Raw genomic sequence first — 23,547 nt, 5'->3', positions numbered from 1 at the left:
GCAAGGTTTCAAGGGGTAGGCGCAGCATGTTGGAATTTGGTTCGGTTCAGGGTTGGTTGACGGCACGCAGGTCCGTCGTGGCTTTGCCAGTGCTTGCAGCGCTGCTGACAGCCTGCGGCGGCGGTGCCAAGAACGATACGTTCGATCTGGCTGCCAATGTCAGCGGCAAGGGTCCGGCAGCCCATGGCAAGCAGATCCTGGTACCGGCACCGACGGCGCTCAGCGCTATCGACAGCAACCAGATCGTCGTCAGGGTCAGCGGCTCCGAGTTGCAGTATCTCGCCAAGGCGCAGTGGAGCGACAAGCTCAGCCGCATGGTGCAGTCGAAGCTGGTCGAAGCCTTCGAGAATTCCGGCAAGGTCGGCGGCGTCGGCGTTCCCGGCCAGGGTCTGGCAATCGACTATCAGGTCGTGACCGATATCCGGGCGTTCGAGATCGATACCACCAAGCAGGCGGCAGTCGTCGAGATCTCGGCCAAGATCCTCAACGACAAGACCGGCACCGTGCGCAAGCAAGACGTCTTCCGCGTCGCCGTGCCAACGACCGGCACGACCAACGACGCCTATGTGAAGTCGCTAGACAGGGCCTTCGCATCCGTCTCGGCACAGATCGTCGACTGGACGCTGAAAAGCATCTAGAGAGCCTCGCTCTCCATCAGCCCCTTCAGCGTCGCCAGATCCCTGGCGACGTGATTAGCATCGGCTTCGAACTGCGCATCCGTCATGCCTTCGACGCGCAGCAGGGTGAACATCATCTCGCATCCGTCGCCGTTTCGTACGACCCTCAACGCATTGTAGAATTGCCGGCCGGAAGGCTCGGTGACGGTATGGTCGATGACGCCGAAGTCGTTTGGCGGCGCAAAGGCGATCCGCACGGTACCAAGCGCTCCGGCTGCGATCCAGTCGGCACCGTCGGGCACGAAGGCGGTCGCCAGGCCGGATGCCCAGAGTGGCATGTTTTCCGGTTTCGAGGCGAAGTCGTAGACCTCCCGCCAGTCACGACGGATGGTGATGTGGACAATCTCTGCCGTCATTGTGGACATCTTTTCCTCCCGTCGTCCTGTTGTTCCTATACGGTTCCGCGATCCAGGCGAAGTGCCGCAATCTGCAGCCGCAAAACACCTTGCCCGATCCTACGGTAATCCTGCCTGGTTCTGTCAATCGATCCGTTTTGAACATGGCAAGGCTTGCCCATGGCCGATGGTGGTGCGACAAAGTCCGTCCAAGTTTCAACAAGGGAGAGTTGTCGTGGAAAAGGCAGAAATCGGTCTCATCGGCCTCGCGGTCATGGGGTCAAACCTCGCACTGAACATTGCCGAAAAAGGCAACCGCATCGCGGTGTTCAACCGTACAGCTTCGGTCACCGACGAGTTCTACGAGAGTGCGGGAGACCTCAAGAAGCAGATCATCCCGTGCCGGACGATCGAGGAGTTCGTCGAGGCCATCCGGCCGCCACGGCCGATCATCATCATGATCAAGGCCGGCGAGCCCGTCGACCAGCAGATGGCGGCGCTGCAGCCGCATCTGTCCAAGGGCGACATCATGATCGATGCCGGCAACGCCAATTTCCGCGACACCATGGCCCGCTTCGACCGCCTCAAGGACACCGAGCTGACCTTTATCGGCATGGGCGTTTCCGGCGGCGAGGAGGGGGCCCGGCACGGCCCGTCGATCATGGTCGGCGGCACCGAGGAGAGCTACAAGCGCGTCGAAAAGGTGCTGACCTCGATTTCGGCCAAATACAACGGCGAGGACTGCTGCGCCTGGCTCGGCACAGACGGTGCTGGCCATTTCGTCAAGACGGTCCATAACGGCATCGAATATGCCGACATGCAGATGATCGCCGAGATCTACGGGATCCTGCGCGACGGTCTCGGCAAGAGCGCGGACGAGATCAGCAAGATTTTCGGCGACTGGAACAAGGGTCGTCTGAACTCCTACCTCATCGAGATCACCGAGAAGGTGCTTGCCGCAAAAGATCCGACCACCGGGACTGCCATGCCCGACATCATCCTCGACAAGGCCGGCCAGAAGGGCACCGGCAAGTGGTCGGTGATCGAAGCGCAGAACATGGGCATCCCGGCAACCGCCATCGAGGCAGCCGTGGCTGCCCGCAGCCTGTCGTCGATGAAAGAGCAGCGCGAGGCTGCCGAAAAGATCTTCGGCGCACCGACAAACGAATTTCCGATGACATTTGGCGCCGACCTGCTGAACGATCTGGAAATGGCCTTGTTCGCGGCAAAGATCGGCGCCTATGCGCAGGGCTTCGCCGTCATGGCCGAGGCATCGCGCCAGTTCGACTGGTCGCTGCCGATGCCGGTCATCGCCAAGATCTGGCGCGCCGGCTGCATCATTCGCTCGCAGTTCCTCGATGAAATCACCAGCGCCTTCACCAAGGCGCCGGATGCCGCCAACCTGGTAGTGACGCCGGCCTTCTCCGACATGGTCAAGGAATCGCTGCCATCGCTGCGCCGCATCGTCTCCGCCGCCGTGACTGCCGGTCTGCCGGTTCCAGCACTCGCCTCGGCACTCGGTTATTTCGACGCCTATCGCCAGGCGCGGGGTACCGCCAACCTGATCCAGGCCCAGCGCGATTTCTTCGGCGCACACGGGTTCGACCGGGTCGATGGCAAGGATATCCACCACGGCCCCTGGGGCAGCGGCGCGCAAGGCTGATTTCAGCCACTCTGCCATGGAAAAAATGAGAGAGCCCGCCAAGCGTTTCGGCGGGCTCTTCTCGTTGGGTTCGGCTGAAGTCGCGACGTCGTCTACGAGGCGTCCGGCCAGACGGGGGCGCTGATGCTTTGCAGCTCGGCCGGCCCGGTGCCGTCGATGCTGCGGATGAGCGAGCGTGCCAGTTCGCGGCCGGCGTGACGCACGTCCTCGTAGATCGTGACGATCTCGGGCCTGATCCAGTTCAGGATATGGCTCGACTGCTTGGCGACCATATCGATATCGTGTCCGAGCCGCAGGCCGGCTGCCTCGATGCCCGCATTGACGGCAATGGCACCTCCGCCGGCTGTGGAGACGATACCGTCCGGCGCATTCGGGGAGCGCATCAGCTGCTCGACAGCGTTGCGGATGTCTTCCAGCGGCGCATCGATGGTGATCTTCAGCGGGACTTCCTCGGCACCATAGCGGAGCAAGCCGCTCTGGAAGCCGTTGCGCGTGTGGGTGTAATAGGACAGCCGCGCCGGCGGAGGCAGCAGGGCAATGCGGCGGCGGCCCTTGGCGGTGAGCGCCCTGACCGCTTCCTCGGCGAACGCCTCGTTGTCGAAATCATGGAACGGGTGGACGATGCCCATGTCTGTGCGGCCATGGGTGACGAAGGGCAGGTTGCGCTCGGCCAGCAACCGGACGCGCGGATCGTCCGGCTCCGTGCGCGAAATGATGACGCCGTCGGCCGACCCCGTATCGAGAATGTAGCGGACGGGAATCATCGGATCGCGGTCGTGGGAATAGGGTGTCACCACGAGGTGATACTGCGTTCCGGATAGGACCTCGGAGATGCCGAATACCATCTGGCTGGTGAAACCGAGAATTTCCTCGTCAATGCTGAGCACCAGGGCGATGACGTTGGTCTTGCCGGTGCGCAGGCGCACACCCGCGCGGTTCGGCTGATAGCCGAGCTGGCGGGCGACCATTTTGACCCGTTCCTTCGTTTCCGCACCAATATCCGAGGCGTCCTTCAACGCTCTCGAAACGGTCGTGATGCCGAGGCCCGTCATGAAGGCGATGGTTTTCAGGGTCGGCCGTTCGCGGATTGCGGCTGGGCGCCGGTCTCCTTCTGAATTTTCTTGATTGTCCATGCTGTCCAACGCCGTTCCTGATGGGACGCCTTAATATGATGGCGCTTGGACCGCAAGCGTCAACGGATGGGCCGGTGGCGATCTGAAGCCCTAAATCTGTAACGATACAGCTGCGTTGTCGAGCCCATATTTTGCCTTTCTTCAGGGGAGCTCTCCATCTCTCCTATCTCCGCTGCAATGCCGCAAATTTGTGCGACCGCGAAATAACCACCGAAATGAAGGGGTCGAATAGCTCAGAAAAATACATTAAATCAATGTATTGATAATAATTTTCGGCCTGGAGCCGATTTGCCTTTTTGCTGAGCGCAACACTCATTTTTGCTTGGTAGATGCTCACAATGGGAAGGATGGGCTTTTTTCTGAGAAAATTGCACCCAGGTAGTTGCGCCCTCAAAACGATTGCTCTACGTTTTTACTGTAACGTTTCAGTGAGGGAGGAGAACTCATGAATATGCGTTTTTTGACGGTCGCCATGCTGGCTTCCGTGGCGCTTTCGGCCGTTTCGGCGAAGGCCACAGATCTTGAAGTGACGCATTGGTGGACGTCCGGCGGGGAGGCTGCGGCGGTCAAGGAGTTTGCGAAAGCATTCGATGCGACAGGCAACCATTGGGTGGACGGTGCCATTGCCGGTTCCGGTGATACAGCCCGGCCAATCATGGTCTCGCGCATTACCGGCGGCAAGCCGATGGGGGCCACGCAGTTCAACCATGGTCGGCAGGCAGAAGAGCTCGTCCAGGCCGGCTTGATGCGCGATCTCAACGATGTCGCGATGAAGGAAAACTGGAAATCAGTCATCAACCCGCCATCGCTTCTCGACGGATGCACCGTCGATGGCAAGATCTATTGCGTACCGGTCAACATCCATGCCTGGCAGTGGCTGTGGCTGTCGAACGCAGCTTTCGAAAAGGCTGGCGTTGCTGTTCCGAAGAACTGGGATGAATTCGTCGCGGCCGGTCCGGCGCTGCAAAAGGCCGGCATTCTTCCGCTGGCGCTGGGTCAGCAGTCCTGGCAGGTCACCGGACTGTTCAACAACCTGCTTCTCGCACTCGGCGGCAAGGACCTCTATCTCAATGTCTATGAGAAGAAGGACGCAAAGGCAGCGGCCGGTCCGGAGATGGCCAAGATCTTCAAGGCTGCGGACGACGCCCGCAAGCTGGCCAAGGGTTCCAACGTGCAGGACTGGAACCAGGCAACCAACCTCGTGATCACCGGTAAGGCCGGGGCGCAGTCGATGGGCGACTGGGCGCAGGGCGAGTTCCAGGTCGCCAACCAGGTCGCCGGCAAGGACTATACATGCCTCGTCGATCTCGGTGCCGCCGATCCGTACATCAGCACGGGCGGGGATTCGATCTACTTCCCCAAGCTTGCCAACGTCGACCAGTCCAAGGCGCAGGAAGTGCTCGCCTCTGTGATGATGTCGCCTGCAGGCCAACTCGCCTTCAATCTCAAGAAGGGTTCCATGCCAGTTCGTGGCGACGTCGACCTGACGGCTGCCAATGACTGCATGAAGAAGGGGCTGGCTGTCCTGAAGAAGGGCAATGTCGTCAAAAGCACGGACGAACTGATTACTCCGGACACGACGACGCAGCTCAACAACCTGATGACGCAGTTCTTCAATGACGCCAGCATCAAGCCCGAAGATGCGCAAAAGAGCTATGCCGAAATCATCGGCAGCGCCGAATAAGCTCGCTTTGGTGCCGGCCCCCGCAGGGCCGGCCACTCTTTCCGAGACAGGACCGCGAGGCCCCCATGCCCCAGAATGCTCGCCCGAGGCAGCTTTTCAAAAATCTCAACGCCAAGGTCGCTTCCATCCCGATGATCCTGACGGCGCTCTGCGTCTTCACCGGCGGAACGATCTGGACCGTCGTTTATTCGTTCACCAACTCGAAGCTTTTGCCCCGGCTCAATTTCGTCGGGCTGGACCAGTACCGCCGGCTGTGGGGGACGCAGCGCTGGCTGATCTCCATCGAGAACCTGGCGATCTACGGAATATTGTCGCTGATCTTCAGCCTGCTGATCGGCTTCCTGCTGGCGGCCCTGATGGACCAGAAGATCCGGTTCGAAAACACGTTTCGAACGATCTTCCTCTACCCGTTCGCGATGTCCTTCATCGTCACGGGGCTTGTCTGGCAGTGGATCCTCAACCCGGAATTCGGCATCCAGCACATCGTGCGCAGCCTGGGTTTTTCGACCTTCACCTTCGATCCGCTCTATGACCAGAGAATTGTCATCTACGGTGTGCTGATCGCCGGTCTCTGGCAAGGCACCGGGCTCGTCATGTGCCTGATGCTCGCCGGCCTGCGCGGTATCGACGAGGATATCTGGAAGGCTGCCCGGGTGGACGGCATCCCGATGTGGAAAACCTACCTGCTGATCATCATCCCGATGATGCGTCCGGTCTTCATCACCACGCTGGTGATCATCACCAGCGGCATCGTCAAACTTTACGACCTGGTTGTCGCGCAGACGGGTGGCGGGCCCGGGATCGCTTCGGAAGTTCCCGCCAAATACGTCTACGACCTCATGTTCCTGGCGCAAAATCTCGGTCAGGGTTTCGCGGCCTCGACGATGATGTTGATCTCGGTGGTGATCGTCGTCGTCCCATGGGCCTACCTCGAATTTGGCGGAGGCCGGAAGAATGCCTGACGTGCTCGCAGTCAATCAACTAGCCCCCGGCATGGCGGCACCGCGTACGCTTTCCGGCCCGAGCGGTGCCAAGCCCCGGCGGATCGTTTCGCCCCGCAACATCATGCTCTACGGCACGCTCTTCGTCGTTGCGGCCTACTATCTCCTGCCGCTCTACGTGATGATCGTCACGTCGCTTAAGGGTATGCCCGAGATCCGGATGGGCAACATCTTCTCTCCGCCGATGGAGATTACGTTCGAGCCCTGGGTGAAGGCCTGGTCCTCCGCCTGCACCGGTCTGAATTGCGACGGACTGAGCCGCGGGTTCTGGAACTCTGTCAGGATCACCCTGCCGTCGGTGCTGATTTCGATCGCAATCGCCTCGGTCAACGGCTACGCGCTCGCCAACTGGCGCTTCAAGGGAGCGCAGCTGTTCTTCACGATCCTGATCTTCGGCGCCTTCGTGCCTTATCAGGTCATGCTCTACCCGATCGTCATCATGCTTCGCTCGATCGGGCTTTACGGCTCGCTGACGGGACTGGTGCTGGTGCATTCTGTCTTCGGCATGCCGATCCTGACGCTGCTGTTCCGCAACTACTTCACATCCTTGCCGCAGGAACTGTTCAAGGCGGCCCGCGTCGATGGCGCAGGCTTCTGGGGCATCTACTTCAAGATCATGGTGCCGATGTCGCTGCCGATCTTCGTCGTCGCGATGATCCTGCAGGTCACCGGTATCTGGAACGACTTCCTGTTCGGGGTCGTCTACACGACGCCCGATCTCTATCCGATGACGGTGCAGTTGAACAATATCGTCAATTCCGTTCAGGGCGTGAAGGAATACAACGTCAATATGGCCGCGACGATCCTCACCGGCCTCGTTCCGCTGATCGTCTATTTCGTCTCGGGACGGCTTTTCGTCCGGGGCATTGCCGCCGGCGCAGTAAAGGGTTGATCATGACATCCAGTGTTTCCATTCGCGATCTGTCGCTCAATTTCGGCGCGGTCAATGTCCTGCAGAACCTCAACCTCGAAATCGCGGACGGCGAGTTCCTGGTGCTTCTCGGCTCGTCCGGCTGCGGCAAGTCGACGCTTTTGAATTGCATTGCCGGGTTGCTGGACATCTCCGACGGCCAGATCTTCATCAAGGACAAGAACGTCACCTGGGAAGAGCCAAAGGACCGCGGCATCGGCATGGTGTTCCAGTCCTACGCTCTCTATCCGCAGATGACGGTCGAAAAGAACCTGTCCTTCGGCCTCCGCGTGGCGCGTCTGCCGAAGGCGGAGATCGAAAAGCGCATCGCAAGGGCTGCCGAGATCCTGCAGATCCAGCCGCTGCTGAAGCGCAAGCCGGCCGAACTCTCGGGCGGCCAGCGGCAGCGCGTTGCCATCGGCCGGGCGCTGGTGCGCGACGTCGATGTCTTCCTGTTCGACGAACCGCTGTCCAATCTCGATGCAAAGCTGCGCTCCGAACTGCGCGTCGAAATCAAGCGCCTGCACCATGCGCTGAAGAACACCATGATCTACGTCACCCACGACCAGATCGAGGCTCTGACGCTTGCCGACCGCATCGCCATCATGAAGAACGGCGTCATCCAGCAACTCGACGATCCCACCACGATCTACAATGCGCCGCGCAACCTGTTCGTCGCCGGCTTCATCGGCTCGCCGTCGATGAACTTCCTGCGTGGCGAGCTGGTCGAGCGGGACGGCAAGGTGGCCTTCACGACCAACGGCGTGGACTTCACGCTCGACGGCTATGCGGCTTCCGAGCCGCTTGTGGCGGGTCGCAAGGTCGTGCTCGGGCTGCGTCCGGAGCATATCGGGGTCAACGAGGCCGCCGGTCCCGGTGCTGAAGTCCACGATGCGGTCGTCGATATCGAAGAGCCGATGGGGGCCGATAATCTTTTGTGGATCAAGCATGCCGGCCACATCATGTCGGTGCGCATCAACGGCGCGCGACGCTTCAAGCCGGGTGCGGCGATCAAGCTGATTTTCGATATGTCCGTGGCCTCGGTCTTCGATGCTGCGACAGAATTGCGGATCTAGGGGCGAGGGGTTGCGGGTCTCCGTCGGCGCTTCAGCGCCGCTGAGGCATGCCCAGCTGGCCGAGGACTGAGCGAAGAAAGAGCGAGAGGCGCTTTCGGCGTTGAATTTAGGAAATGACGGCATGACGGATACAGAAACTACGATCGATCTCGCCGGCGCATGGCAGCTGACATCGCCGGGCAGTGACCACCAGGCTGAAATCCAGATCCCCGGCGACGTTCATTCGGCACTGCAGGCGGCCGGCATCATTGTCGATCCCTATGTCGGGCGCAACGAGGAGATCGTCCAATGGGTGGCGCATCGTGACTGGGTTCTGCAACGGCGCTTTGTTCTCGGCAAGGTCGACGGCGACTGGTATCTCGATATCGACTCTCTCGATACGGTGGCGACCGTTACGATCAACGATACCGTCGTGCTCGAGGCGGACAATTGCTTTCGCCGCTATCGTCCCGATGTTTCCAAGGCTCTGCGACCCGGTGAAAACACGCTCAGCATCGTGCTGCATTCCAGCATTGCAGTCGGCGCCGCCTTGCAGGAGAAGCAGCCCTTCTACATCCCCTACCATCCCGGCAATTCGCCCATCGCCAACGGCAACATGCTGCGCAAGCCGCAGAGCCATTTCGGCTGGGACTGGAATATCGCTATCGCGCCGCTCGGACTTTACGGCACGGTAGCGCTGCGCCGGCTGGAGACGGCGCGGATCGAGAGCGTGACGACGCGCCAGATGCACAACGACGACGGCACCGTCGATCTCCTGGTGACGGCGGCCTTGTTTGCCGGCCGGCAGGGGGTGGCACAGCTCTATTTCGAATTGGACGGCGAGCGGGTGCGGCTTGATTGCGGCGTGGTGGCCGGCGAGACCGCCATTACCCACGTCTTCCATATCGACGAACCGAGGCTCTGGTGGCCTGCCGGCAGCGGCGAGCAGGCGCTCTACAGGCTGTCGGTCGAAACCGGAAACGAGGTGGTGACACGGCAGATCGGTCTTCGCACCATCGAACTGATCACCGACAAGGATGCGGCCGGCAGCCGGTTTGCCTTCAAGGTCAACGGTCGCGAGATCTTCTGCCGCGGTGCCAACTGGATCCCCGCCGATGCGCTGTTCTCGCGCTCGAGCCGGGAAAAGACCGAGGACCTGCTGCAGTCTGCAGCCGATGTGCACATGAACATGATCCGGGTGTGGGGCGGCGGCTTCTACGAGGCCGGCTGGTTCTACGACATCTGCGACCGGCTTGGCCTGATGATCTGGCAGGACTTCATGTTCGCCTGCAATCTCTATCCCTCGACCGGGGACTTTCTCGACAATGTCGCGGCCGAGGTGACGTATCAGGTAAAGCGTCTGGCCAGCCATCCCTCGATCGCGCTCTGGTGCGGCGACAACGAACTGGTGGGCGCTCTCACCTGGTTCGAGGAATCGCGCAAGGATCGCGACCGCTACCTGGTCTCATACGACCGGCTCAACCGGACCATCGAGCTTGCCATGAAGCAGGCGGCGCCGGAGGCGATCTGGTGGCCGTCGAGCCCGGCCTCGGGCTATCTCGATTTCGGCGATGCCTGGCATGCCGATGGCTCCGGCGACATGCACTACTGGTCGGTCTGGCACGAGAACAAGAGCTTTGACAATTACCGCTCCGTGCGCCCGCGCTTCTGCTCGGAATTCGGCTTTCAGTCCTACACCTCGCTGCCGGTCATCCGGACCTATGCCGAGCCGAAGGACATGAACGTCGCATCGCCGGTGATGGAGCTTCACCAGAAGAACGCCGGCGGCAACGAGCGGATCGCGGCAACGATGTTCCGCTATTTCCGCTTCCCCAAGGATTTCGCCAATTTCGTCTATCTCAGCCAGATCCAGCAGGCGCTGGCGATCCAGACGGCGGTCGATTACTGGCGCTCGCTGAAGCCCCATTGCATGGGGACGATTTACTGGCAGCTGAACGACACCTGGCCGGTCGCGTCGTGGTCCAGCCTCGATTATGGCGGGCGCTGGAAGGCGATGCACTACATGGTGCGACGCTTCTTCCAGCCTGTCGCCGTCGCCGCGATCCCGAGCGAGGACAAGGCGACGATCCGGATGTCCGTCGTCAACGACACGCTTGACGAGGTCAGCATCGACCTGGCGCTGCACATCATCACCATGTCCGGCGAGGTCAGGCCGATGACGTCGGTGCAGGCGACCTGCGGTCCTGATGCTGCCGTCACTGCCTTCGAGGTCGATGCTGCGGCGATTGCTCCCGGCTGCCTTCTCGGATGGACATTCACAGCTTCGAACGGCATGGGCGGGCAGGGACACTATGTCCACGGTACCTACAAGGCGCTGGAACTCGAGCCATCGGGCCTCAGCGTCCGGCGCATCGAGCGCGCGGAGGACGGGGCGGTCGAAATGACGCTCACCGCCAGCGGACTTGCACTTTTCGTCATGATCGAGAGCGAGACAGACGGGCGCTATTCCGACAACGCATTCGATCTTACAGCAGGCGAGACGCGGCTGGTCAGGTTCATGCCGTCGCTGCCGATGGCGCCCGACGCCCTGCCGGATTTCCGTTTCTACGACCTGCAGTCCTGCCAATCGCTGGACTGACCCCAATCACGTTGCTGCCATCGGCGGCACCCCGACCGGCACAAGCCGGCCAAGACGACAGGCCGAACGGCCATGGAGGAGAAAGCAATGACGACACTTGGTTTTCAGCTTTACAGCGCCCGCGAGTTCCCGCCGTTTTCCGACGTGTTCGCCAAGGTTGCCAAGGCCGGCTACAAGGAGGTCGAGGGCTATGGCGCGATGTATGCGAGCCTCGACGATGCCGGACTGAAGGCGATGCGTGCCGATCTCGACAGTAACGGCCTCACCATGCCGACCGGACACTTCGGCCTCGACCTGCTGGAGAGCAACCCCGAGCGTGCCCTCGAGATCGCCGGCGTGCTCGGCATCGAGTCGATCTACGCACCGCACATCATGCCTGACCAGCGGCCCTCGGACGCAAAGGGCTGGCATGCATTTGGCGCCCGGCTGGAGGCGGCGGGCCGCCGGTTCAAGAATGCCGGCCTCGATTTCGGCTGGCACAACCATGATTTCGAGTTTGTCAAGCTTGCCGATGGCTCGACGCCGATGGAACACATCATGGCCGGTGGCCCCGGTCTTTCGTGGGAGGCCGATATCGCCTGGGTAGTGCGCGGCGGCGCCGATCCGTTCGCCTGGATCGAGACCCTGGGTGCGCGCATCACCGCCGTCCACGTCAAGGACATCGCGCCAGCCGGCGAAAACACGGATGAGGGCGGCTGGGCCGACGTTGGCCACGGCACGCTCGACTGGGCCAAGCTGATGCAGGCGTTGAAGTCGACGGGCGCCCGCCATTATGTGGTGGAGCATGACAATCCCAACGATCTGGACCGCGTCGTGACGCGCTCTATCGCATCGTTCAAGACCTACTGATCGGAGGGCTCATCATGGCCAAGGAACTCGGTGTCGGCATCATTGGATGCGGCAATATCTCAACGACCTATTTCACGCTGTCACCGCTCTTCAAGGGATTGAAGGTGCTCGCCTGCGCCGACATCAACATGGGTGCGGCGGAGCTTCGGGCGGAGGAATTTGGCGTCAGGGCACAAACGATCGACGAGCTGCTCGCAAACGACGAGCTCGACGTGATCGTCAACCTGACCATCCCGGACGCCCATTTCGCGGTCTCCAAGCGTATCCTCGAAGCCGGCAAGCACGTCTACTCGGAAAAGCCGCTGGTGCTGACGCTGGAAGAGGGCGAGACGCTGCGGCGTCTTGCGACGGAAAAGGGGCTCGCCGTCGGCTGCGCTCCCGACACCTTTCTCGGCGGCGCCCACCAGTTGGCGCGCAAGTTCATCGACGACGGCGGCATCGGCCGGATCACGTCGGGCACCTGCCATGTCATGAGCGCTGGCATGGAGATGTGGCATCCAAACCCTGACTTCTTCTTCCTGCCAGGCGCCGGCCCGATCCTCGATCTCGGCCCCTATTATGTCGCCGATCTCATCAACCTGATCGGGCCCGTCAAGCGCGTCGGAGCGATGACCTCGATGGCGTCGGAGACCCGCACGATCACCAGCCAGCCACGTCATGGCGAAATCATTCCGGTAAAGACGCCGACGACCATCCAGGCGTTGCTGGAATTCGTCAGCGGCGCGACCATCACGCTGACGGCCAGCTGGGACGTCTGGTCGCATCGGCACGGCAGCATCGAGCTCTACGGCACCGAGGGCTCGCTCTACGTGCCCGATCCGAATTTCTTCGGTGGAACGGTCGAAGCCAGCGGTCGCAACAAGGATATCAAGACGCTGGATGCATGGGACCATCCCTTCGGCATCGCCAACCAGGAAAGTCCGCAGGGTCCGCGCGCCAATTATCGCACCGCCGGGCTCGCCGACATGGCGGCCTCGCTCATCGACGGGCGCGATGCCCGGTGCTCGCTCGACCGTACGCTGCACGGCGTCGATGTCATGACGTCGATCCTGACTTCCGGCGCCGATAACCGGTTTATCGAATTGACGACCACCTGCAGCCAGCCGGCAGCACTCGGCATCGAAGAGGCACAGGCGCTCTTGAAGTAAAGCTGGCGGAAGCTATTGTGCGCGCGGGCTGAACAGCCCGCGTTCGAGCATGGGAGAGATATCGATGAGCTGGCAACCGGCGGAAGACCGCTATTCGAAGATGAAGTACAACCGCACCGGCCGTTCCGGCCTGAAGCTGCCGGCCGTTTCGCTCGGCCTGTGGCACAATTTCGGTGGCGACACGTCCCATGACCGCAAGGTCGACATGTGCCGCACCGCCTTCGATCTCGGCATCACCCATTTCGATCTTGCCAACAATTACGGCCCGCCTCCGGGCTCGGCCGAAACGGCGTTCGGCGAAATCCTGCGCACGGATTTTGCCGGCCTGCGGGACGAACTGATCATCTCCTCCAAGGCCGGCTACAACATGTGGCCGGGTCCCTACGGCGAGTGGGGAAGCCGCAAGTACCTCGTCGCCTCCTGCGACCAGAGCCTGAAGCGCATGGGCCTCGACTATGTCGACATCTTCTATTCGCACCGCTTCGACCCGGACACACCGCTCGAGGAAACCTGCGGCGCGCTCGACTACATCGTCCGCTCCGGGCGGGCACAGTATGTCGGCATCTCGTCCTATAATTCCCAGCGGACCCGCGAGGCGGCCGCGATCCTGAAATCGCTGGGTACGCCATGCCTCATCCACCAGCCGAGCTACTCCATGCTCAACCGCTGGGTCGAGGACGACAAGCTGCTCGACACGCTGGACGACGTCGGCATGGGATCCATCGTCTTTTCGCCGCTGGCGCAGGGGATGCTGACGACCAAGTATCTGAACGGTATTCCGGAAGACAGCCGTGCCGCGCAGGACCATTTCCTGAAGCGGGAATTCATTCGCCCGTCGATCCTCGACAATATCCGCAAGCTGAACGCTATTGCCGAAAAGCGCGGCCAGACGCTGGCGCAGATGGCGATAGCCTGGGTTCTGCGCGGCGGCAGGGTGACCTCGGCGCTGATCGGCGCCAGCCGTTCGTCGCAGATCGTCGATTGCGTCAAGGCGCTCGACAACGCCGATTTCACCGCCGAGGAGCTGAGTGAAATCGACGTTTATGCCAAGGAGGCCGATATCAACCTCTGGGCCAAGTCGGCCGAGCTTGAATAGTCGCCGCTCGGTGACTGTGTGCCGATAGTTCGAACTGAGGCGTCGCCTGCGGGCGGCGCTTTCATCGCCTTGGAGGAGGTAGACCGATGATCCACAATCCTATTTTGCCTGGCTTTAATCCCGACCCGTCCATCTGCCGCGTCGGTGACGACTACTATATCGCCACATCTACCTTCGAGTGGTATCCCGGTGTGCAGATCCATCACTCGCGCGACTTGGTGAACTGGACGCTGGTGCGCCGGCCGCTCGAGCGACAGGCGCAGCTCGACATGCGCGGCAATCCGGACAGCTGCGGCGTCTGGGCGCCTTGCCTTTCCTATGCCGATGGGCTTTTCTGGCTGGTCTACACCGATGTCAAACGGCTCGACGGTAATTTCAAGGACGCCCATAATTACATCGTGACTTCAGAGACCATCGAGGGCGAATGGTCGGATCCGGTCTATGTCAATTCGTCGGGCTTCGACCCGTCGCTGTTTCACGATGCCGACGGTCGCAAGTGGTTCGTCAACATGCAGTGGAACCACCGCAGCGAGAGCTTCGGCGGCTCGCCGAAATCGCCGGCCTTCGACGGTATCCTGCTGCAGGAATACGATGCCGCCAGCAAGTCTCTCAAAGGCCCGATCCGCAACATCTTTGCCGGCAGCCCGCTCGGTCTCGTCGAGGGTCCGCACCTGTTCCAGCGCAACGGCTGGTATTACCTGACGACCGCCGAGGGTGGCACCGGCTACGACCATGCCGTCACCATGGCGCGCGCGCGCGATATCGCCGGCCCCTACGAACTGCATCCGGACAGCCACCTGATCACTGCGAAGGATCACCCGGAGGCAGGCCTGCAGCGCACCGGGCATGGGCAATATGTCGAGACCCCTGACGGTGGAGCCTATCACACCCACCTCTGTGGCCGTCCGCTGGCGCCCTTGCGTCGCTCCACACTCGGCCGCGAGACGGCCCTGCAGAAATGCGTCTGGAAGGATGACTGGCTCTATCTCGCAAACGGCACCGTGGTGGGCGACGTGGACGTTCCGGGCCTTGCCGGTGCTGTTCCCCTCGACAAGCCGCGACGCAGCGGCGCGAATTTCGACGGACCGACGCTGCCGGCCGATTTCCAGTGGCTTCGCACCCCGAGGCCGGAGCTGCTGTTCAGTCTCACAGAGCGGCCAGGCCATCTGCGGCTGTTCGGCCGCGAAAGCATAGGCTCATGGTTCGAGCAATCGCTGGTTGCCCGTCGGCAGGAGCATCATCGGTTCCAGGCGGAAACCGTGATCGAGTTTCTGCCGGATACCTACCAACAGGTAGCGGGCCTGACCCACTATTATAACCGCTTCAAATTTCATGCGCTCGCCGTGACCGTGCATGAAGAACTCGGGAGGTGCCTGACCATTCTCTCATGCCCGGGCGATTATCCCGAGGGACGTTTGAGCTTCCCGGTTGGCAGCGGCGTCGCCGTTCCCGATGGACGAGTGCAGCTCTCTCTCGAGGTGTGCGACAACGACCTGCAGTTCTACTGGCAGGCCGAGGGCATGGGCGCCTGGCAGGCGATCGGGCCGGTGCTAGACGCCGGCGTGATCTCGGACGAGGGCGGGCGTGGCGAGCACGGCTCGTTCACCGGCGCCTTTGTCGGCATGTTTGCCTTCGATCTCTCTGGTCGGGCGAAAGCCGCAGATTTCGACTGGTTCAACTACGATATCCTCTAGGTTGACGGACGTCGCGGGCCATGTTTGCCTGGCCGGCCTGCCCCATAGCGGGTCGCGCCTGACTGCATTGACAAAATTTAATATATTTGACCGCGATCCGTCACCTTTTTCAGGTAAGGCTGCGCGTCTAAAAGACGTAAAAAACTACGAGGAAAGCCCATGAAGAAGACGATCACCGCGCTGCTTGCTGCGGCGTGCCTGATTGCACCGCTGGCGCAAGCCCCTGCAGCCCTTGCCGCGACGTCATCAAAGGATGTTCATCGGCCTGTTCTGCACAAGGGGAGCTGGACGCGCGGCCATCGGCTTTCACCCTCCGACCGCAACCACGCGGTCCCCCTCGACTACACCCGCTACCGCCTGAAGACGCCGCCCCATGGTTATCGATGGGTCCGCATCGGTGGAAGCTTCCTGATGGTCGGCTCCACCAGCGGCCTCATCCTCAGCGTCGTGGCCGCGCGCTGAGCAGCGGCTGGATTGATCATTAACCACCTACCGTGAAACGAAAAATCCCTGGCTCATGACCAGGGATTTTTCAGTTTATGCGGGGTGCTGTTGTCAGCTGAAACGGCCGGCGGCGTGGGCGAGCATGGTGTAGACCTTGCCGGTGTCCGAGGTCAGGTAGGACTGGGTGACGGATTTGTCGCGGTCCGTGCTGGCAACGTCTGCGAGCAGCTTTTCGAAGTCGCCGATGTAGCGGTCGACGGCGGTGCGGAATTCCGGCTCGCGGTCATACTTGCGCTTGATCTCGTCGAAGGTCTGCTGACCCTTCAGCGTGTAGAGACGGCGGGTGAAGACATCCCGTTCGCCGCGCTGGTAGCGACGCCAGAGGTCGACCGATGCGTCGTGATCGATGGCGCGGGCGATATCGACCGACAGAGAGTTCAGCGATTCCACGACGTGACGCGGGTTTCTGGCATCGCCGGAGCGAGGTGCCTGGGCGGCGGTCTCGGCGGGAGCGCGCGGGGCGGGTGCGCGGGCCGGTGCCGTGTCGGCCGCGTCGTCGCGCGATGCGCCGCGCAACAGGTCGCTGATCCAACCGCCGCCGGCCTGGTCTTGGCGGGCAGGCGTCGTTGGCGTTGCTGCGGGCTGGCGGGGAGCCTGTGGTGCGCGGTCGGCAGCGATGGTGCCGCGAAGGCCCATCGGCTCGATAGGACGCTGCGGAGCGGCAGCTTCCGGCTGCTGCAGGAACTGCGGTGCAGGCTGCTGGGCAATCGGCTGGCGCTGCTGGGCGACCGGCTGCGGCTGCGTTGCAGCTGGCTGAGGCTGCGGCGCGACGGCTGCCTGCTGGGGAGCGACACGCTGCGGCTGGGCGGAAGCCCGTGTCACAGGCGTTGCGATTTCCAGCTGCTGCGACGAGCGCCCGACGATCTGCGAGATGTCCTGCAAGGCCTTGATCTGCTCGGCCACGGCGCGACGCATGGCAGCGGCGCTTTCCTTGGCTTCTTCCGGCAGGTCGAAGGCACCGCGCTTCAGTTCCGTGCGGGTGAGGTCGAGTTCCTTGCGGATATCGCCGGCCGAACGGCGGATCTCGTCGGTGGCCCCGGAGAAGCGGTCGATGGCTTCCTCGACGGCAACGCGCAGGGTTTCGCGCATGGAGTAGGCGGCATTGTCGGTCGTCTTGCCGGCTTCCGAGAACATGTTCTCGACATCCGACATCGACGCTGTCAGCCCGCCGCGCAGGCGGCTGGTGAGTTCGTTGGAACGACGCTCGGCATTTGCGAAGGTGCCCTCGATCGCATCGTTTGCTTCCTGGCCGGCCTTGGCGAGCGCATCGCGCATCGTCTCGGCCGTCTGCTGGGCGCGGGCTTCCGTCTCGGACAGCACGCGACCGATATCGGCGACGGAGGCCTGTACGCCCTGGCGCAGATTGCCCGATACCTGATTGGAACGCTGTTCGGCGCGGTCGAATGCGGTTTCGACGATGGAGCCGACAGCGCGCAGGGTCTTTTCGATCTCTTCCGAGCGCTGCACGAGCCCGACCGAGAGGCCTTCCAGCGCGCTTTCGCGCTCTTCCAGCGTCGACATCAGGTTCGACTGGGCGGCGCCCAGAAGTTGCGATGCCTGGGTCAGGACCTTGGAGTGCTCGTCGAAGCGGCTGATGATCCCGCCGACCTGCGACAGGGTGTGGATCGAGATGTCGCTGAGCTTGTCGATCTTGCCTTCGAGCAGGCGGGTCGAGGCGGAGACCAGTTCGGAAGCCTTGCCGGCGCTCTCGGCAAAGCGCGTGCTGGTCGAGCCGAGGCGTGTATCGACTTCGGCCAGATCGTGCGTGGCGCGGTTGAGCATGGCAACGATCGCCGAGTTGTTGTCGCCCAGCCGTTCGATGAGGCCGTTGACATTCGAAAGCAGGCTCGTTTCCAGCGCATCGACCGTGCTGGTGACGCTTTCCGTACGGGCGGAAATGGCGGCCAGCGTCTCGTTGGTGCGCGACGCAATGGCATTGACCAAGGCGGCATTCTCGGTGCGCAGGCGTTCGGCTGCCTGCTGGGCTGCCGCCGCGATGCGCTCGGCTGCCTGTTCGCCGGTGGCAGCGTAGGCGTCGACCACCGGGCGGGCCTTTTCGTCGATGATGCGTACCAGTTCGGCGGAGCGGCCGGCCAGCATGGAGTTCAGGTCGCGGCTCCGGTCGTCGAGGCTGTTGCGAATGGACGAACCGCGTGCTTCCAGCGCCTTGTCGACATTGGCAAGCGTCGCATCGATATCGCGGGCGCGGTCGTCGAGGTTGGTGCGGATGGCGTTGGTGCGTTCCTCGAGGGCTTCGCCGACGCGCGTCAGGCTGGAGGCAATCTGTTCGCCTGTTCCGGCCAGTGTGGAGCGCATCTGCTGGGTGCGGGCTTCGAGTGTCTTGTCGACATCCGAAAGCGTCGCATCGATGTCGCGACTGCGTTCGTCGAGGCTGGTGCGGATAGCGGTGCTGCGATCCTCGAGCGCGCGTTCGACGCGGGCCATGGTCGATGCAATTTCCTCGCCGGTGCCGGCAAGGGCCGAGCGCAGCGATGCGCCGCGGGCTTCGAGCGACTGTTCGACCTCGGAGAGGGCGGCAGACAGCGCCGTGACCTGGTTGCCGACAAGGCCTTCAGCCTCGGCAACCTTGTTGACGATGATGTTGCCGGCCTCGGAGAACGTCTGGGCGACGGCTGCCGCCTGGCCTGCGAGACGGTTCTGGGTTTCGGAGACGCGGTGGACGATGTCCTGCGAGCGCTCTTCCATCGTACGGGTGAAGTCTTCGCTGCGGTTGCCGAGGTTGTCGGCAAACTGCTGGCCGGTGCTGGCGAGCAGCTCTGCGGTGCGGGTGGCCTCGTTGTCCATGCCCTGCGCAGCGTCGGCAACTGCCGTGCGCAGCGTCGTTGCGAGCGCGGTGGCCTTGCCCTCGATGGTGCGGTTGACGGCATCGAGGCCGAGATTGAGCGCGCGATCCATGGTCGACAGGCGCTCGTCGATGCGGGCGGTACCGGTTTCCATGGCGTTGCTGAGGTTGGCAGTGCGTCCGTCGAGGGTCTCCGTCAGGCGGGCAGCTGCCTCGCTGGTGGCGCGGTCGATCTGCTCGACACTGCCGGAGAGGCTTTCCGCCAGCCGGTTACCGGCAGCGTCGACCTGTTCGACGACACCGGAGATACCATCGCGGATCCGGTGTTCGATGCCGACGAGACCGGACTCGACGCGCGAGCCCGTGTCTTCGAAGCGCGTCGTCATGCCTTCCACGGAGGCCGTCAGGTGCGACGAGAAGGTTTCGGCCGAGCGGATGATTTCACCGGCGGCGTCCTGGAACCTGCCGGCAATGGCGCCGGCGCTGCTCTGCAGGCGTTCCTCGAGCGAGCGGGCGCTGGTGTCGATGGCACCCCGAAGCGAGGCTTCGTGCTCTTCGAGGGACATTTCCATCATGCCGACGCTGGTGGCGATCGACGTGCCGATGGTCATGGCCTGTTCGGCGAGCGTACCGTCGATCTGCTCGTGGGCGTCGCGCAATGTCTGCTGGATGGCGTTGCCGCGCTGGTCGAGCGTCGTGCGGAGGCGCTCGTGGGCGTTTTCGAGGCTGTGGTCCATCTGCGCAAGTCCGGTGCCGATGGTGGCTTCCAGGCGGCCCGTGGTGTCGGCAAGCGCATTCTCGACGCGCGCGGTCGACTGGCCGACCACGGTTTCGAGGCGTTCGCCGCCGTTGTTGAGGACGCTGGCCAGCCGTTCGGTGTGGGCACCGAGAGCCTGGTCGAGGCGCTCGTGATTGTCGACATAGGCTGCCCGGATTGTCTCGGCTTCCTTCCCGAAGGTGCCTGCGATGCGGGATTCTGCGCCAGCAACGCTGTCGAGAATGGCGTTGGTGCGGGCTTCGAGCGCGCTGTCGAAACGGTTCTGGGACTCTTCGAGAGAGATGGCGAGCGCCATGGTCTTGTCGTCGAGAGCATCGCCGAGGCGGCTGTGGCTGCTGGAGACGACGGCATTGATCGCCTCGACGCTGACGCCGAGTGTCTCGTCGAGCAGGGCGTGGTTTTCGGCCAAGGTCTGCGCGAGGACGCGGGTTTTGTTATCCAGGGTTTCCAGCATGCGGTCGTGACCGCTGGAAACCGACGTGGCGATGGCATCGCCGCGTGTGCTGAGCGTATTTTCAAGCCGCTCCTGGGTCTCGGACAGCGAGATCGCCAGCGCCATGGCGCGTTCGTCCAGGGCTTCGGTGAGGCGTTCGCGGCCGTCGGAAACGGCAGCGGCGAAGGCGTCCGTGCGGCTGGTCAGGGTCTGTTCGAGCCGCTCCTGGGTCTCGGACAGCGAGATGTCAAGTGCCATGGCACGCTCGTCCAGCGCTTCCGTCAGGCGGTCGCGGCTGTCGGAAACGGCATTGGTGAAGGCATCGGTGCGGCTCGCCAGGGTCTGGTCGAGGCGTTCCTGGGTTTCGGACAGTGCGATGGCGAGAGCCATCGTCCGGTCGTCCAGGGCATCGGTCAGACGCTCGTGGGTCGTCGATACTGCGCCCAAAAGCGTCTCGGAGCGGCTGGCAAGGGTCTGCTCGAGGCGTTCCTGGCTATCGGAGAGCGAGATGGCGAGCGTCATGGTGCGCTCGTCCAGTGCGTCTGTCAGGCGTTCGTGGCTGTCCGAAACGGCGCTGACGATGGTCTCGGAACGGCTGGCCAGGGTCTGTTCGAAGCGCGACTGGCTGTCCGACAGAGCATTGAAAAGCGCGCCGCTGCGCTCGGCCATGACGGCATCGATCCGCTCGTGGGCGGAGCCGAGCGTCTGGGTGATTTCGCCGGTGCGCGCCGACAGGGTGTCGTTGAGCGCCTGCGTGCGGCCGACAAAGGCCGATGTCAGTTCGTGGGTACCGGAAGACAGCGCCGTCGTCAGTTCGGACGTGGCTGTTTCGATGACGCTGGTAAACTGTCCGGAGCGGGCGGCAAGCGCCTCGCTCAGTGCCTCGGCGCGACCCTCGAACGTGGCATTCAGGGTCTCGGTGCCGGAAATGACGGCCGACGAAACATCGGTCGTGGCGGCTGTCAGCGCCGATGTCAGCTCGGCTGAGCGGGCTGCGATGGTGCTGCTCAGTTCGTTGCTGCCTGTGGTGAGGGATGATGAGAGTTCGAGCGTGGCGCCGCGAAGTGCCGACGTCAGCTGCTCTGTGCGGGCGCTGAGGGCTGCCTGCAGCTCTTCGGAGCCCGTGCCGAGCACGGCTGCAACGTCGCCAGTCGCGCCGCGCAACGCAGCGGTGAATTCGCTGGTGCGGCTTTCGAGCGCCGAGGTAATTTCGGCTGCCTTCGAGCCGATGGCGCTTTCGAGCACCTCATGGCCGGTCGACAGGGCTGTGGCGAGTGCGAAGGAATGGTCGGTCAGCGAGGAGCCGATACGCTCGATGCTGGTGGTAAGGATGCCGTCCATGGCTTCCGAGCCGCCGGCCAGCGTTTCGTTGATGCGCGCAAGGCTTTCCATCAGCTTGCTGTCGAGCGAGCCGGCACGCTTGTCGAATGCCGTTGCGAATTCCGCGACACGTTCGTCGAAGCTTGTCGACACCTGCGCGACCGTCGACTGCAGACGCTCTTCGAAAAAGCCGGAGCGAAGGTCTAGGTCCATGACGGTGTCGTCGACACTCGACTGCAGGCTCTGGCGGAAGCTGGCTCCCTTTTCGTCAAGTGCGCTGTTGAGCTTTGCAAGCACGTTGTCGAGGGTACCGGTGATGCCGCGTTCACCGCTGTTCAGGCTGTCGCTAATTTCGCGGGTACGGGCGATCAGGGTTTCGTTCAACTGGCGGGCGCGGTCGTTGAGCGCGGCATTCAGCTTGTCGGTGTTGGCGTCCAGCGTCGAGGCGCGTGTCTCGAACTGGCTGAGAAGCTTCTTGCCGCGTTCGGACAGGGTGGTGGAGAGGGATTCCAGGCGCGTATCGAATTCCTGGTTCAAGGCGAAGCCGGAAGCACTCAGGTTTTCGATGAGGCTGTCGGTCTTGGCCGCTAGCAGCGAGCCGAGCGATTGCAGGGCTGCGTTCGACTTTTCCGAGAGAGCAGCGGCACGCGTGTCCATCAGGGTCGCGAAAGCTTCACCCGAGGTCGCCAGTCGAATGGCGATTTCCTCGGTGGCGAGCGACATGTCTTCCTTGATCTGCTCGTGGACGCCCGAGATCGACGAGCGGATCCGCTCGGCGTGATTGACGATGGCGTCGCGCTCGGAACCGAGTTCGTGGACGAGGCCGCGCACGCGCATTTCGTTGTCGGCATAGCTGCGCTCGAGCGCGTTGACTTCGGAATGGACGAGGGTCTCGAGTTCGGTGGCGCGGGCGATAGTGCGCTCGATGCCTTCGTTCATCGCGGAGACTTCGCGGCGTACGGCCTGGCCGACCGTCATGATGCGCTCGGAGGCGATTGTCTCGGGATCGGAGAGGCGCAGTGCTACTTCAGCCATGGAGCGGGCGGCGTTGCGCATGTCCTGGGCGCGCGACAGCATGATGGCAAAGGCATAGAACAGCAGGATCGGAACAAGGATCCCGATGATGCAGGCGATCACGCCAGGCAGGGCCACGAGTTCGGCGAGCGAGCGGATCTGCCAGATAGGCGGGGAATAGATGACGCTCGTCAGACCGATGCCGGCAATCAGCCAGATGACCGAGAAGATCGTCGCATTGCGGATGGCGCCGCCGATGGAGGCGTTGTCCAGCGAGCGCAGGATCGACTGGGGGCTGGCCCTGCTGGTATCGTTGGCGGGTTCGAACATCTGATTGCGAGGGGTATCGCCCGGTCGCCCGGCAGTTCCGCGGGCTGCGGCGGCCTTGCGAGCCGCTTCTTCCTTTGCCTGCCGTGCACGCGCATTCGAGGTCTCGGCCAAATCTGCCTCCGTTGCACGCGGCGCAGGTCCGGTGCGAGCTGGTATTCCGTCATCGCTGAAATCGATTTGCAGCGCTTCGTCCAAAGCTTTGAAAGCCTTGTCTTCAACCGACTCGCTGTATTTGTTGTTCGCCATACGGATACGCCTCGTTACACTCGTTCCGGCCGACCCTGCATTTCGAAAATCCGCCAAGATCCGATACGCAACATCTCGCCAGCCGTACTACCGATTTCCTTAACAAGGCATCGGCATCCACATTACAATCCGCGCGAAGTGCAATTTTGCACAATGGGCGGTACCAAAACATTACCACTTTCGGGGCGTCGGGCAAAGGCGACGCCGCGGCACGAAACACCAGTACCGTACTGACACATTAGCAGCACTGTTACAATTATGGGATGGCAAACGTC

At 62.5% G+C, this 23,547-nt stretch carries 15 protein-coding genes; 12 read left to right on the top strand and 3 right to left on the bottom strand.

Features of this window, described 5'->3' with window-relative positions; all coding sequences use genetic code 11:
- The first annotated feature begins 26 nt into the window (after nucleotides 1–26).
- Nucleotides 27–638: an ABC-type transport auxiliary lipoprotein family protein gene (locus PR018_RS07605; RefSeq protein ID WP_142822909.1), complete on the top strand. Its 612-nt coding sequence runs from the start codon at nucleotides 27–29 to the stop codon at nucleotides 636–638.
- Here the strand turns inward: PR018_RS07605 and PR018_RS07600 are convergent.
- Entirely contained in the window at nucleotides 635–1,042 is a 408-nt protein-coding gene (locus PR018_RS07600) for an SRPBCC family protein (RefSeq protein ID WP_142822908.1), read from the bottom strand. The two genes, PR018_RS07605 and PR018_RS07600, sit on opposite strands and share 4 nt — an antisense overlap.
- A gap of 205 nt (nucleotides 1,043–1,247) precedes the next feature.
- Here PR018_RS07600 and gndA point away from each other — a divergent pair, with 205 nt between their 5' ends.
- Complete coding sequence (gene gndA / locus PR018_RS07595) at nucleotides 1,248–2,675, top strand: NADP-dependent phosphogluconate dehydrogenase (RefSeq protein WP_142822906.1); 1,428 nt, start codon at nucleotides 1,248–1,250, stop codon at nucleotides 2,673–2,675.
- A 92-nt stretch (nucleotides 2,676–2,767) separates the two neighbouring features.
- Here the strand turns inward: gndA and PR018_RS07590 are convergent, their stop codons facing one another.
- On the bottom strand, nucleotides 2,768–3,808 hold the full coding sequence (locus tag PR018_RS07590) for a LacI family transcriptional regulator (protein WP_142822905.1): 1,041 nt from the start codon (nucleotides 3,806–3,808) through the stop codon (nucleotides 2,768–2,770).
- 445 nt (nucleotides 3,809–4,253) lie between these two features.
- Here PR018_RS07590 and PR018_RS07585 point away from each other — a divergent pair, with 445 nt between their 5' ends.
- The 10 genes from PR018_RS07585 (at nucleotide 4,254) to PR018_RS07540 (ending at nucleotide 16,306) form a co-directional block, all read left to right on the top strand.
- A complete protein-coding gene (locus tag PR018_RS07585) occupies nucleotides 4,254–5,492 on the top strand; it encodes an ABC transporter substrate-binding protein (RefSeq protein WP_142822903.1) in 1,239 nt (412 codons plus the stop codon).
- Between the two features lie 65 nt (nucleotides 5,493–5,557).
- Nucleotides 5,558–6,454, top strand: coding sequence for a carbohydrate ABC transporter permease (locus PR018_RS07580; protein WP_142822901.1), 897 nt, complete (start codon nucleotides 5,558–5,560; stop codon nucleotides 6,452–6,454).
- Nucleotides 6,447–7,385: a carbohydrate ABC transporter permease gene (locus tag PR018_RS07575; RefSeq protein ID WP_142822899.1), complete on the top strand. Its 939-nt coding sequence runs from the start codon at nucleotides 6,447–6,449 to the stop codon at nucleotides 7,383–7,385. The genes PR018_RS07580 and PR018_RS07575 overlap by 8 nt, the downstream gene beginning before the upstream one ends.
- A 2-nt stretch (nucleotides 7,386–7,387) precedes the next feature.
- Complete coding sequence (locus PR018_RS07570) at nucleotides 7,388–8,479, top strand: ABC transporter ATP-binding protein (RefSeq protein WP_142822897.1); 1,092 nt, start codon at nucleotides 7,388–7,390, stop codon at nucleotides 8,477–8,479.
- Between the two features lie 121 nt (nucleotides 8,480–8,600).
- Entirely contained in the window at nucleotides 8,601–11,057 is a 2,457-nt protein-coding gene (locus PR018_RS07565; protein WP_142822895.1) for a beta-mannosidase, read from the top strand.
- Between the two features lie 87 nt (nucleotides 11,058–11,144).
- Nucleotides 11,145–11,906, top strand: a complete 762-nt coding sequence (locus PR018_RS07560) for a sugar phosphate isomerase/epimerase family protein (RefSeq protein ID WP_142822893.1) — start codon at nucleotides 11,145–11,147, stop codon at nucleotides 11,904–11,906.
- A gap of 14 nt (nucleotides 11,907–11,920) precedes the next feature.
- Nucleotides 11,921–13,054 carry a Gfo/Idh/MocA family protein gene (locus PR018_RS07555; RefSeq protein WP_142822891.1) on the top strand — a complete coding sequence of 378 codons (1,134 nt, stop codon included), beginning with the start codon at nucleotides 11,921–11,923 and terminating at the stop codon, nucleotides 13,052–13,054.
- A 64-nt stretch (nucleotides 13,055–13,118) separates the two neighbouring features.
- Entirely contained in the window at nucleotides 13,119–14,150 is a 1,032-nt protein-coding gene (mgrA, locus tag PR018_RS07550) for an L-glyceraldehyde 3-phosphate reductase (protein WP_142822889.1), read from the top strand.
- 86 nt (nucleotides 14,151–14,236) lie between these two features.
- Nucleotides 14,237–15,844 (top strand): glycoside hydrolase family 43 protein, encoded by a 1,608-nt coding sequence (locus tag PR018_RS07545; RefSeq protein WP_142822887.1) that lies wholly within the window; start codon nucleotides 14,237–14,239, stop codon nucleotides 15,842–15,844.
- A gap of 159 nt (nucleotides 15,845–16,003) precedes the next feature.
- Nucleotides 16,004–16,306 carry an RcnB family protein gene (locus PR018_RS07540; RefSeq protein ID WP_142822885.1) on the top strand — a complete coding sequence of 101 codons (303 nt, stop codon included), beginning with the start codon at nucleotides 16,004–16,006 and terminating at the stop codon, nucleotides 16,304–16,306.
- A gap of 93 nt (nucleotides 16,307–16,399) precedes the next feature.
- Here PR018_RS07540 and PR018_RS07535 read toward each other — a convergent pair whose 3' ends face one another.
- Nucleotides 16,400–23,272, bottom strand: coding sequence for an apolipoprotein A-IV repeat region-like domain-containing protein (locus tag PR018_RS07535; protein ID WP_142822884.1), 6,873 nt, complete (start codon nucleotides 23,270–23,272; stop codon nucleotides 16,400–16,402).
- Between the last annotated feature and the right edge of the window lie 275 nt (nucleotides 23,273–23,547).

The organism is Rhizobium rhododendri (assembly GCF_007000325.2).
Taxonomy (GTDB): Bacteria; Pseudomonadota; Alphaproteobacteria; order Rhizobiales; family Rhizobiaceae; genus Rhizobium; species Rhizobium rhododendri.
This window is presented reverse-complemented; position numbering and strand designations above follow the sequence as displayed.